At 41.0% G+C, this 13,015-nt stretch carries 12 protein-coding genes; 9 read left to right on the forward strand and 3 right to left on the reverse strand.

Features of this window, described 5'->3' with window-relative positions; all coding sequences use genetic code 11:
• The first annotated feature begins 4 nt into the window (after window positions 1-4).
• From CWB77_RS10775 to CWB77_RS10815, 9 genes are all read left to right on the forward strand, one after another.
• Window positions 5-871: a phosphatidate cytidylyltransferase gene (locus CWB77_RS10775; RefSeq protein WP_010388121.1), complete on the forward strand. Its 867-nt coding sequence runs from the start codon at window positions 5-7 to the stop codon at window positions 869-871.
• The gene (gene ispC / locus CWB77_RS10780; RefSeq protein ID WP_138622689.1) at window positions 868-2,070 is read left to right on the forward strand and encodes a 1-deoxy-D-xylulose-5-phosphate reductoisomerase; all 1,203 of its coding nucleotides are present in this window, start codon (window positions 868-870) and stop codon (window positions 2,068-2,070) included. The genes CWB77_RS10775 and ispC overlap by 4 nt, the downstream gene beginning before the upstream one ends.
• Window position 2,071: 1 nt before the next feature.
• Complete coding sequence (gene rseP / locus CWB77_RS10785) at window positions 2,072-3,424, forward strand: sigma E protease regulator RseP (RefSeq protein ID WP_138594528.1); 1,353 nt, start codon at window positions 2,072-2,074, stop codon at window positions 3,422-3,424.
• 105 nt (window positions 3,425-3,529) lie between these two features.
• A complete protein-coding gene (gene bamA, locus CWB77_RS10790; RefSeq protein ID WP_055012808.1) occupies window positions 3,530-6,001 on the forward strand; it encodes an outer membrane protein assembly factor BamA in 2,472 nt (823 codons plus the stop codon).
• Window positions 6,002-6,012: 11 nt separating this feature from the next.
• Window positions 6,013-6,531 carry an OmpH/Skp family outer membrane protein gene (locus CWB77_RS10795; protein WP_010388129.1) on the forward strand — a complete coding sequence of 173 codons (519 nt, stop codon included), beginning with the start codon at window positions 6,013-6,015 and terminating at the stop codon, window positions 6,529-6,531.
• A 7-nt stretch (window positions 6,532-6,538) separates the two neighbouring features.
• Window positions 6,539-7,561, forward strand: coding sequence for a UDP-3-O-(3-hydroxymyristoyl)glucosamine N-acyltransferase (gene lpxD, locus CWB77_RS10800; RefSeq protein ID WP_075169617.1), 1,023 nt, complete (start codon window positions 6,539-6,541; stop codon window positions 7,559-7,561).
• 27 nt (window positions 7,562-7,588) lie between these two features.
• Window positions 7,589-8,041 carry a 3-hydroxyacyl-ACP dehydratase FabZ gene (gene fabZ, locus CWB77_RS10805; protein ID WP_008110974.1) on the forward strand — a complete coding sequence of 151 codons (453 nt, stop codon included), beginning with the start codon at window positions 7,589-7,591 and terminating at the stop codon, window positions 8,039-8,041.
• Window positions 8,042-8,043: 2 nt separating this feature from the next.
• Entirely contained in the window at window positions 8,044-8,814 is a 771-nt protein-coding gene (gene lpxA / locus CWB77_RS10810; RefSeq protein WP_008110972.1) for an acyl-ACP--UDP-N-acetylglucosamine O-acyltransferase, read from the forward strand.
• 136 nt (window positions 8,815-8,950) lie between these two features.
• A complete protein-coding gene (locus tag CWB77_RS10815) occupies window positions 8,951-9,343 on the forward strand; it encodes a septal ring lytic transglycosylase RlpA family protein (protein ID WP_138622692.1) in 393 nt (130 codons plus the stop codon).
• A 12-nt stretch (window positions 9,344-9,355) separates the two neighbouring features.
• Here CWB77_RS10815 and cydC read toward each other — a convergent pair whose 3' ends face one another.
• From cydC to cydX, 3 genes are read right to left on the reverse strand one after another with little or no spacing between them, the layout of a single operon-like run.
• Window positions 9,356-11,092 carry a thiol reductant ABC exporter subunit CydC gene (gene cydC, locus CWB77_RS10820; protein ID WP_138622694.1) on the reverse strand — a complete coding sequence of 579 codons (1,737 nt, stop codon included), beginning with the start codon at window positions 11,090-11,092 and terminating at the stop codon, window positions 9,356-9,358.
• Window positions 11,085-12,860: a thiol reductant ABC exporter subunit CydD gene (cydD, locus tag CWB77_RS10825; protein WP_138622696.1), complete on the reverse strand. Its 1,776-nt coding sequence runs from the start codon at window positions 12,858-12,860 to the stop codon at window positions 11,085-11,087. The genes cydC and cydD overlap by 8 nt, the downstream gene beginning before the upstream one ends.
• A complete protein-coding gene (gene cydX, locus CWB77_RS10830) occupies window positions 12,850-13,014 on the reverse strand; it encodes a cytochrome bd-I oxidase subunit CydX (protein ID WP_008110965.1) in 165 nt (54 codons plus the stop codon). Before cydX ends, cydD begins: the two co-directional genes overlap by 11 nt.
• Between the last annotated feature and the right edge of the window lies 1 nt (window position 13,015).

Genomic DNA, 13,015 nt, shown 5'->3' on the forward strand with positions numbered 1-13,015 from the left:
CATTTTGTTAAAACAACGTATTTTAACCTCACTAGTGCTAGCACCATTAGCACTGGCTTTGGTTTTTTACACCCCACTAACGTTATTTAGTTATTTTGCGGGTGCTATTGTATTAATGGGCGCATGGGAATGGTCTGCTTTTATGGGGCTATGCGATAAACTAAAACGCGGTGCGTTTGTATTGTTAGTTGCAGTATTACTCGGTTTACTTAATTTACATTGGCCGATAGAAACTCTATGGCAGAACGGTAAGCTTGTAGGTGATGCCAATTACTTATTTACCTTATCGTTTTCATGGTGGTTAGTTGCAAGTTATTTAGTGTGGCGTTACCCCGCTATGGCTAAAGGCTGGAATGAAGGGCTCATGATGCGCGGTATTGCAGGTTTACTGACATTGGTACCACTGTGGCTTGCGCTTAACACCCTTCGAAGTGCGCAATATACAGAATCAACACACTATGGTTCTATGCTGATTTTAGTGGTTCTAGGTATTGTATGGAGTGCCGATATTGGCGCTTACTTTACCGGTAAAAGTTTCGGTAAACATAAGTTAATGCCTAAAGTTAGTCCAAATAAAACCATAGAAGGCCTCGCCGGTGGCGTGGTTGCTGCGGTGTTATTTGTATTGGCTTTTTGTTATTACACTAACGTTGATACTTCTGTGTGGCCAATTTATGCAGTAATGACAGCATTTATTGCTTTGTTCTCTGCGGTAGGTGATTTACTCGAGAGTATGTTTAAACGTGAAGCGGGTCTTAAAGATAGCGGCAGTTGCCTACCTGGGCACGGCGGTATTTTAGACCGTATTGATAGCTTAACTGCAGCAGCGCCGATGTTTGTTATTTGCTTTGCCTGGACACTGAGTTTATGAGTGTAGAGCAACAACTGGTTATTTTGGGTGCAACGGGGTCTATAGGTCTTAGCACGTTAGATGTTGTTGCAAGAAATCAACAGCAGTTCAAGGTGTTCGCATTGGCCGCAGGGCAAAATGCAAAGAAAATGGCTGAGTTGTGTCTTGCTCATCAACCTCGGTATGCTGTTATGGCTTCAGAGCAAGCCGCTAAGCAGCTTAGTGAACTTTTAAAAGGTATGTGTAAAACACAAGTAATGCATGGCGAGAAAGCCATGAGTGAGCTTTGTGCGCATGTTGATGTTGATACTGTGATGTCAGCTATTGTTGGTGCAGCTGGGTTACTGCCTACCTTGAGCGCAGTTGAAGCAGGAAAAAAAGTACTGCTGGCAAACAAAGAGTCATTGGTGATGTCGGGTCAGTTGTTTATTGATAAAGTGAAACAACATCAAGCAACTTTATTACCCATCGACAGCGAACATAATGCTATTTTTCAGTGTTTACCTAGTACGTTACAAAACACCCAAGGACAAGCACGGCTTGAGCAGCATGGCGTTAGCAAAATTTTATTAACTGGCTCTGGTGGCCCATTTTTAAACCGTGATATTAATACGCTTGATAGCGTTAGTGTCAGTGAAGCGGTTGCTCACCCTAATTGGTCTATGGGACAAAAAATATCAGTAGACTCAGCCACGATGATGAACAAGGGCTTAGAGTTTATTGAGGCTAAATGGTTATTTAACTGTGATGCCAGCGATATTGATGTGGTGATTCACCCACAAAGTATTATCCACTCTATGGTGCAATACCAAGATGGTTCTATTTTAGCGCAAATGGGAAACCCCGATATGCGCACCCCTATAGCACATGCGCTTGCCTTTCCACAGCGAATTGATGCGGGTGTTAAACCGTTAAATTTTTCTGATATTTGTGATTTTTCGTTCACCAAACCTGACTTTTCTCGTTATCCTAATTTAAAATTAGCAATTGCTGCGTGTGATGCGGGACAGGGTGCAACTACTACGGTGAATGCGGCTAATGAAATGGCTGTAAATGCATTTTTGCAGGGACAAATTAGTTTTACCGATATTTATAAAGTGAATGCGAAAACGTTAGAGGCTGCAAAGTTCACCAATGTGCAAACGCTTGATGAAATTTTAGAGTGTGATCGTTTAGCACGTTTGAGCGCAGCGCAGTTTATAACCAAAGTGGTGCATTAAAATGTTCGATTTTTTTTGGAATTTAGGCTCATTTATACTCGCACTCGGAATTTTAGTGACCGTTCACGAATACGGTCATTTTTGGGTGGCTCGTAAGGCGGGCGTTAAGGTACTGCGCTTTTCAATTGGTTTTGGTAAACCTTTATTAAAATGGCACGATAAATACAATACTGAATACGTGATCGCGGCAATCCCACTCGGTGGTTACGTAAAAATGTTAGACGAGCGTGTTGATGAAGTACCCGCAAATCAACGTCATTTATCGTTTAATGCTAAATCTGTTCAAGCGCGAATAGCTATTGTGGCTGCTGGGCCTATGGCGAACTTTTTATTTGCTATTTTTGCTTTAGCGGCCATGTATATGGTGGGTGTGCAAACCATAAAACCGGTTGTAGGTAATGTTGTTGAAGGCAGTAGAGCAGAACAAGCAGGCATTACGTCTACTCAGCAAATAATTAAAATTGGTGATGACGATATTACTAATTGGCAAGATGCGACTTTTTCTTTGATGTCGCACTTGGGTGATAAAAGTGTTGCCGTTACTTTACGTAATGAAAATTATCAACAAACAACGCAAATTCTCAACCTCGATGGTTGGAAGCTTGATCAGCAAGATGTACCGCCATTGAGCTCGTTGGGGATTGTGCCGTTTCGCCCTCAAGCAACACTCACTATTGCGGCGATTACTAAAGACTCTGCTGCTGAACAGGCAAATTTACAGGTTAACGACATTATTCTGGCTGTAAACGGCGAAACAATGAGCAGTTGGCAGCAATTAGTTAATCTTATTACTCAATCGGCTAACAAATCCTTACAATTTAGTGTAAAAAGACAAGATAGTATAAAAACAATAATAGTGACCCCAAACAGCCGAGTTGTCAGTAATGGTGTTGAACAAGGCTTTTTAGGTGTTGCTCCGGTTGTAGAGCAGTGGCCTGATGATTTTGTTGAGACTAGACATTATGGGCCACTAGATAGTATTGTGCTGGGCACAAAAGAAACATGGCGTTTAATTACGCTGAGTTTTGACATGATAGGTAACTTAATTACTGGTCAAGTATCAGTAAAAAATTTAAGTGGGCCCGTCGGCATTGCAGTCGGTGCCGGCACAAGTGTTAGTTACGGATTAGTCGCATTTTTAAGCTTTTTAGCTTTGATCAGCGTTAATTTGGGAGTATTTAATTTACTTCCTCTGCCAGTGCTTGATGGTGGGCACTTAATGTATTACATAATTGAACTTTTTCGTAAAAAACCAGTCTCTGAAAAGACACAAGAGTTTGGTTTTAAAGTGGGAGCCTTGCTACTCATTTTTCTAACATGTTTCGCTTTGTTCAATGATGTATCGCGCTTGTAGTATTTAAGCGTGGTGACGACAAATTAGAACACGATTGTAAAGCTCGTAACTATTTAGTTTTCGATGCTAAGCGGTAATACAGTTGTAAAGGATAAAGATAATAAAATGGCTATAAAAAAACATTTGGTAGTTTCAAGTTTATTGGGTGCAAGTTTTGCAGCCCTAGGCCAAAACTCCTTTATTGTTGAAGATTTAAAAGTTGAAGGATTGCAACGTGTCGCACTTGGTGCTGCATTAACGCATATTCCTATCAACGTGGGCGACAATGTTGATGAATATACAATTTCAAAAACAATTAAGTCACTTTATCGCTCAGGTCACTTTGACAATATAAAAGCGTTGCGTGATGGCAATAACGTTATTTTTAAAGTAACTGAACGCCCAACAATTAGCTTTATTGAATTTGAAGGCAATAAAGACATTAAAGATGAGCAGTTAAACCAGTCGCTTGATCAACAAGATATTCGTCAAGGCGAGCCGCTGGATAAAACGGTTATCGATAATATTGAAAAAGGCTTAGTTGAGTTTTTCCACAGCATTGGTAAATACAATGCAAAAGTGGACATAAGTATCACTAAGCTGCCACGTAACCGGGTTAAATTGAGACTCGAGTTTGATGAGGGCGATGCAGCCTCTATTCGTCAAATCAACTTAGTTGGTAATGAACTTTTTTCAAACGAAGAGCTACTTCAGCTTGCAGAGTCGCAACAAGATTTACCTTGGTGGCAGTTTATGGGTAGCGATCGCTATCAAAAACAAACCATCGAAGGCGATTTAGAAAAAATTCGTAGCTTTTATTTAGACCGTGGTTATTTGCGTTTTAATATTGATTCAACTCAAGTATCAGTTAGTCCTGAACGTGAATCGGTTTATGTAACGGCAAATATCACCGAAGGTGTAAAATACAAAGTGAAAGGCTTTGATTTTATCGGTGATTTACTCGGCCGAGAAGAACTAATAAAAAGTGTTATCCCACTTCGTACCGGAGAGTTGTATAACGGCTCGGTGGTGACTTCTTCAGAAGAGTTTATAAAAAGTTACTTAGCTCGTTTTGGATATGCTAACGCTGAAGTACGCACCATTCCAGAAATTGATGACGAAAACCAAGAAGTACAACTAACTTTGTCGGTTGACCCTGGAAAACGTGTTTATGTTCGTCGAATTATTGTAGGTGGTAACCAAAATACAGCTGATGAAGTACTACGTCGTGAAATGACACAGCTTGAAGGTGCATGGCTATCTAACCAAAATCTTGAGCGTTCTAAATTACAAATTCAACGTTTACCTTATATGGAAACTGTTGACTTTAATGTGGTGCCTGTTCCCGGTGTGGATGACCAAGTAGATGTTGATTTTACTGTTAAAGAGCAATCTGCGGGTAGCTTTAATGCCGGCCTTGCTTATGGTTCGTACTTAGGCCTGCAATTTAATATTGGTGTAACTGAATCTAACTTTTTAGGCACAGGTAACCAAATTGGTTTTAACATTAATACCTCGCGTGGCTCTGAGCGTGTCAGTGTGTCGTACACAGACCCTTACTTTACGCCAGATGGGGTATCGCAAGGCAGCAGCATTTTTTACAGTAACTACGATGCTAGCCAGTTTAGCTTAATTGACTATAAGTCAAAAAGTTATGGCCTTGGGACTAACATTGGTTTTCCAATTGATGCTATAAATCGTATTAACTTTGGGGCTCGTTGGATAGAAGAAGAACTATCAGATATCGCTGAATATGAGCAAACACGTGTATTACGTGAAACCTTCCTCGATCCAGAAAACCCTGATGCGGGCTTTGAGTTTACCAAGTATGAGTTAAGTGTAGGTTGGTCGCGTGTAACGGTAAACCGTGGTTTATTCCCAACAGCTGGCTCAAGACAAACATTAAACCTAACAGCAACAACGCCGAATTCAGATTTAAAATACTTTAAATTAAATTACGATTCACGTTTTTACTGGCCGATATCAAACGATCATCGTTGGGTGTTCTCAACGCGTGCGGCATTAGGTTACGGTAATGGTTATGGCTCTACTAACGGGTATGAGCAGACGCTCCCATTCCAAGAGTACTTCCGTATTACAGAAATGGAACTACGCGGCTTTGATAGAAATACTATCTTACCGCGCGCAGTATCACGAGTACCGCAATCTATACCAGGCACGCCATCGGGTGATGGTACAACCACAGGTAATATAGGTGGGGCATCTGAGTTTGATGTATTGAGACCTCAGGGCCGTATAGGTGGTAACGCGAAGGCGGTTGCAGGTATGGAACTTATTGTTCCTACACCGTTCTTAGATGAAGAAAATACCAGTTCGGTACGTACTAGTTTCTTTGTTGATGCTGCCAACGTTTGGGATACCGAGTTTAACGTTGATCGTTATCAAAACTTAGGTATTGATGAGCGTGCAAAATTAGATGATTATTCAGACCCAATGCGCTTTAGGGTTGCAACCGGTTTATCATTACAATGGATCTCACCTATGGGTCCTATGCTGATCAGCTTTGCGTATCCGTTGCAAAAAGAAGAAGATGACGATACCAAGACCATCAGTTTTAATATTAGTAACACTTTCTAAAGGAGTTTTTTGTGAAAAAATTATTCAAATCAACAGCAGTTGCAGTTCTAGCTACACTTATGATGGGTACATCAGTTAATGCTTTTGCTCATAAAGTGGGTATTGTAGATATGCAAGAAATCTACAAGCAGCTTCCACAAATGGCTAAAATCGAACAGTCTTTACAAACTGAATTTGCTGAGCGTCGTCAAGAGCTTGAAAAGTTACAGGGCGATATTCGCTTTGAAGCTGAAAAGTTTAAGCGTGAAAGCACCACAATGAGTCAAGATCAAAAAGACGCATTACGTGATAAAATTCAGGGTATGCAAAAAAACCTTGCTGAAAAGGGCCGTCCGTTAGAGCAAGAAATTAAAGCACGTCAAAATCAGGAGTTGGCTAAAGTTCAGACTTTAATCATTGAAACTATCCAAGAGATTGCTAAAAAAGGTGATTTTGACGAAGTTAAAGTAAAAGACACAACTATTTACTTTAATCCTAAAGAAGTAACTGATCTTTCTGAAAAAGTAGTAACAGCTGTAAGTAAGAAATAATTAACCTATGCAAAATTATACGCTTTCGCAAATTGCGGAACTTCTAGGCGCCGAGCTTCAAGGTGATGGCGCTTTAGAAATTAAAAAAATAGCGACACTTGCAAATGCCCATACTGGGCATATTGCATTTTTAGCGAACAAGAAATATCGATCTCAGCTTGAGACAACAAAGGCCAGTGCGGTGATACTCAGCCCTGACGATGCGCCTTACTTTTCAGGCAATAAAATCATCGTTGCCAATCCTTATGTTTGTTATGCCAAACTCGCTCAGTTTATGGATACTACACCTCGTAGTGCAAATAGTGGTATACACCCGAGTGCGGTAATACATGCCAGTGCACAAGTGAGCAAAAGTGCAGCCATTGGTGCTAATGTTGTAATTGAAGCTGATGCTGTAATTGGTGATAACGCACAAATTGGTCCGAACAGTTTTATTGGTGAACGTGCTAAAATAGGCTCAGGCACCAAACTTTGGCCAAGTGTGAGCATTTATCATGATGTTGAGATTGGCGCAGATTGTTTATTGCAAGCTAACACTGTCATTGGTAGTGATGGCTTTGGCTATGCAAATGAACGTGGTCAGTGGCTTAAAATTCCACAATTAGGCTCTGTGATCATTGGCGATAAAGTAGAAATTGGCGCAAGTACCACGATAGATCGTGGTGCGCTTGATGATACTATTATCCACAGTAACGTTATTATTGATAACCAGTGTCAAATAGCACACAACGTTGAAGTTAACTCAGGCACCGCTATTGCCGGTTGTACTGTACTTGCAGGCAGTGTCACCATAGGTAAAAATTGCCAGATTGGCGGCATGAGCGCAATTAACGGTCACATGTCTGTGTGTGATGGTGTTATAATTACCGGCATGAGTATGGTGACCAAATCAATCACCGAACCAGGTATTTACTCATCTGGTATGCCTCATACGACTAACAAAGAATGGCGAAAATCAATTGCTCATTTGCGCAACCTTTCAGACATGAAATCACGTCTAAAAGCGCTTGAAGCATTGAACAAGTCATGAACGTTGAACACTAAAAAGGATGCTATTTTGGCAAACGAATTAAATAGCCTTGATATTCAAGAAATTTTAAGTTTATTACCGCACCGTTACCCGATGCTACTAATTGATCGTGTAATCGATTTCACCCCAGGTGAATCATTGCATGCAATTAAAAATGTATCGATTAATGAACCTATTTTCACTGGCCACTTCCCAAATCAGCCGATTTTTCCTGGTGTGCTAATATTAGAGTCAATGGCGCAAGCAACGGGTCTATTAGGGTTTAAAACGGTTGAAAATCGTAGCGAAAACGAACTTTACCTATTTGCAGCTGTAGACAACGCGCGTTTTAAGCAGCCAGTTGTGCCAGGTGATACCATGCATCTTCATGTTAAGTTTTTAAAAGAGCGTCGTAACATATGGAAATTTGCGGCTGAAGCTAAAGTTGACGGCAAAACAGTGTGTAGCGCCGAAATCATGTGTGCTAGAAGAGAGTTTTAATTGTGATCCATGCTACGGCAATAATCGAACCGGGTGCAAAACTTGGTAACAATGTGTCAGTTGGACCATATAGTTACATCGGTAATGATGTTGTTATTGGTGATGACTGCATTATTGAGTCTCACGTTGTTGTTAAAGGGCCTGCTACTATTGGCTCTGGTAACCATATTTTTCAGTTTGCCTCTGTGGGCGAAGCTTGCCAAGACAAAAAATATAACAACGAACCAACCAGTTTAATTATTGGCGACAATAATGTGATTCGTGAATGTGCGACTATCCACCGCGGTACAATTCAAGATGAAGGTGTTACCAAAATAGGCAGCAATAACTTATTTATGGCTTACACCCACGTTGCACACGATGCGGTAATTGGCGATAACGTTATTTTTGCAAATAATGCCAGTGTAGCGGGTCACGTTCATGTTGGTGATTGGGTTATTTTAGCGGGTAACTCAGGTGTTCATCAATTTTGTAAAATTGGTGCGCATGCATTTGTTGGTATGTATTCGGGGGTAAACAAAGACGTACCTCCATTTGTTACCACCATTGGTATGCCAGCAGGCCCTGCAGCAATCAATACTGAAGGCATGAAACGCCGTGGTTTTGAAAGTGATGAAATCATGGCAGTACGCCGCGCTTATAAAGCGTTTTACCGCAAGAGCTTAGGTGTTGATGAAGCGATTGAATTACTTGCTGAAGATGCTGCAAAGTTTCCAGCAGTGCAATTGATGATTGATTTCGTTAAAAGTTCTGAACGCGGTATTGTGCGTTAAAAAATAGCATTTTTAACAAATTAAAAAACCACCTTTGAGTAATCAAGGTGGTTTTTTATTAGCTGATTAATAATTCAGTCTCTACTCAGTATCGTCCTATTACACTCCCTCTACATTTTTCAATAAAGTATAAAGAATGAAACTAATAAAGTTAGTATTGCTTTCAGTACTGTCGGTGATTTTGGCCGCCTGTAGTACTGCGCCAGGTAATATAAATAATCAACAACGTGATGTTGCAGAGCAAGGTAAAGCATCATTTTATGCTGATAAGTACCACGGCCGACTTACTGCCAGTGGCGAGCGATTTAGTCAACAAGCGGCAACAGCTGCTCACTTAAAGCTCCCGTTTGGTACACGAGTAAACGTTACTAATATTGCTAATAATAAGTCAGTGGTGGTCAGAATTAACGACAGGGGTCCTTATATTCGGGGGCGAATTATAGATTTATCTAAGGCGATGTTTAAAAAAATAGCCGACCCTAAAGTCGGCGTTATTGATGTATCGGTCACCGTTATTGATAATAAGTAATACTGCCAAGGACTAAAAGCGGGTCGTTAACGCCACATAGTCAGGGTGTTCATTGAGCAATTGTTGATGTGAACCTTGAGCGATGATTTGTCCGCTATTTAACCAGATGACACTATCCATTTGTGATAACAACGCTGGATCATGAGTAATTGTTAAAACACTGGCATGCTCTTTCAGCTGTAAAACACTGTTCATAACAGCTTGTTTAGAGATATTATCGAGCCCTTCAGTCGGTTCATCGAGTACTAAAATGGCGGGTTTTTGCAGCAGGGCCTGTGCCAAGGCTATACGTCTTGATTGACCTTGAGACACATTTCGCCCGCCGGTACCTAAACGGGTTTTCAGCCCTTGTTTGAGCTCAGAGAACCAACCACCAAGTTCTGCCTGTGTTAATGCTGCTATCATTTGTTGCGAGGTTGCATCGGGAGCCGCATAAGCAAGGTTTTCGCTTAATGTGCCATCAAAAATATGATGCTGCTGGGCTAAAATATTTAATGTCTTTGCTCGACTCTCATTATTTAAATCATGCAGGCTTATGATTTCTTTGTCGCTTTGTAAGTTTATTGTTCCTTGCTGCAGTGGCCATAAACTACTGAGCAAATTCACTAAGGTAGTTTTACCACTGCCGCTTCTACCAACAATAGCCACTTTTTGCTTCGCGGGGAGCTCAAAACTCACATTATTTAATGCCTGCTTTTGGCCATAGTGATAGCTGACATTATTTAACGACAAAGCCCAGTGCTTATTTAATAGCTCAATATCTGTGGTTGATACATTGTTTGTGCTAAGCGTTTTGTCTTCAAGAATAAAGAGTCGCTCAGCTGCTTTTAGTACATTAGGAAGCTCAATAAAGGCGTTAGGCAGTAACAATACGCTTTCAAAACTGGCAAGCACAAACAGGCTCAACATCGCCAGCTCTACATTGACCATAGCACCGCTAAACACTAGCGGCACAATAGTAACAATGCTGGAAAGCATAGCTAATTGCACTATGAGTAAGCTTAAGCCATCAGCGTTGCCAAGAGCCTTATGACGAATAAATAATTGCTGATTATATTGCTCACTTAACTGATCACACTTAGTGAGTTGTTGGTTTCGAGCTTGATAAATATTTAGTTCTCTAAGGCCCGTTAAGGTGTCTGAGAGCTCTGCTCTTAGTTGTGCACTAAGTAAGGTTTCTTGGTGACTATGTTTATCTAATTGCTTACTTAATATTGCCGGTATAATCACCCCAATAATAATAATCCCAACAAAACAAATAAGGGCGACATTTACATTGTAGGCTGACATAAACAGCATAATAATAGGCACAGTCAGCAAAGCCACTAACATCGGCAGCAACACATTTAAATAAAACTTATCTAATGCGTCTACATCGTTTTGCAAGCGGTTAACTAAATCGGCACTGCGGCTCATAGCTAAATCAAGGTTATTAAGCTTGCTGAGTGTGGCGAACATGTTTACTCGTATTTCACTTAACAATAAAAATGTGGCGTTGTGAGTAACTAAGCGTTCAGCGTAACGTGAGGCGGTGCGCACAATCGCTAAAAAGCGGATGGTGCCAGCTGGGGTAAAGTAGTTCATATGGACGCCGGCAATTCCTGCGGCTGCCATAGAAGCTAAAAACCAGCCTGAAATAGCGAGTAAGCCTACATTAGCTAGCACCGTGAGTGACGCTAGAAACGTCCCCAAAAGCATCGCTTTATAATGAGGGCGGCACAATTTGAGCAAACGAATAAAATTAGCCATTAGTTACCCCTTGTTCTGCTGTTTGCAGTAGCTTTGCAAATTCGCCAGATTGCTGGCTGAGCGATTTAAAATCGCCTTGTTGAGCGATGCAGCCGTTTTCCATCACGATAAGTTGCTTAGCATTTTTTACTGTATTTAAGCGATGTGCAATGGTGATCACCAAGTGGTTTTTTGCATACTCAGCAATAGCGTTTTGAATGAGTTGCTCGGTTTGGCTATCTAAATGAGCGGTTGGCTCATCGAGCATTAAAATAGGGGCGTGTTTTAAAAATGCACGAGCTAATGCTATACGCTGTTTTTGCCCGCCAGATAGCCCTTCGCCTTGCTCACCTATTAAGGTGTTAAAGCCATCGGGTAGCTCGTTAATAAACTCCAGCGCACCTGCTTGCTCTGCAGCATTTACAAGTGCTTCATATGAAGCGTCTGGGTTACCTAATTTTATGTTGGCGGCTAGGGTGTCGTAAAATAAGGTTGGCTTTTGTGGGATCCATGCAATGTTTTGTTGTAATTGGCTTATATCCGCGGTCGTCAATGGTTGTTGGTCAATGGATATATGTTGTATTACTTCTGGGTGAAAACCAAGCATGCAATCAAGTAGGGTGCTCTTACCTGAGCCGCTAGCTCCGACAATGGCTACTAGTCCTGTGCTTGGCAGGGTTAAATTAATATTATTTATTCCCTCATTGCTATTAGGGTAACTAAAGTTGAGCTCATGGATGTTTATAGTATTGTTAGCATCAATATTGATCTTTGCTTTGTTGTTATTATCATTTGATGGCAGTGGTGCGTTTAAAATGATCAGCATATCTGCGGCGGCACTAATTCCCTGCAGGCGCGCATGGTAATGGCTGCCTAATTGGCGAAGGGGTAAATAAAATTCAGGTGCTAGTAACAGTACTACAAAGCCAGTAGCAAAATCCAGAGTGCCAAAAAACAATCTAAAACCAATAATTACCGCTACCAGTGCCACACTAATTGTGGCTAAAAACTCCAGCGCAAAAGAGGATAAAAAAGCAATTTTTAACACGCTTAGCGTTGCGTGCCTAAAATCATCTGAAATACGCGCAATTTGTTTGAGCTCTTTGCGCGTGGCATTAAATAGTTTTAGTTGAGTAAGCCCTTGTACACGGTCAAAAAAATAGTTTCCTAATACTGCCAGTTGTTGCCAACGTTTTTGATTAAGCGCCTCGGCTTTGTGGCCAACTAGAATCATAAAAAAAGGAATAAGTGGAGCGGTTAATAAAAATATTAATCCTGCTTTGTAATCGGTAGGAAATATAACCACTAATATAGCCAATGGAATAAGCGCACTATAGGCAACACCGGGTAGGTATTTAGCATAGTAGTCATGCAGTGCCTCTACACCATTGTGCAGCGTGTTGAGCGTAGCGCCTTGGCCATGTTGCTCTATATAACTTGGGCCGAGTTGTGTGAGCTTATCGAGTAAGGTTTGGCGAATAGCCGATTTAATTTTAAGCGTAGCAAGTGCGCTCAAGCGCTCACTTAACGCTAAGAAAATGGCGCGCAGTAAAATAATACCCGCTAAAGGCCATAAATAGTGGGTTACTTGGGCTAAATTATGCCCTTCAAACATCACCTCATGAATGGTTTGCGCGAGTAAATAAGCTCCTGCAATCATTAAAATTGCATTAACTGTTCCAAGTGCAATGCTTAGCTTTAACCACATTGCCGCCGGTTTACTCTGCTGCTTTAAAAAAGCGCGCAGGGGTTGTTGCTGCGCGCGATTTGGTCGGGGATTAGTCGTCATTGTGATTTGTATTATGCTCGTTTAATAAATCATGGGTGGCTTGTTCATCATCAGCAATGCTGTTTTTATTTTGATGAAATTCATACCACATCACGTTTATAACGCCTAAGGTACAAGCAAGCAGTACACCTAAAATCCACGCGAAATACCACATA

This window comes from Pseudoalteromonas sp. S1610, assembly GCF_005887465.1.
Taxonomy (GTDB): Bacteria; Pseudomonadota; Gammaproteobacteria; order Enterobacterales; family Alteromonadaceae; genus Pseudoalteromonas; species Pseudoalteromonas undina.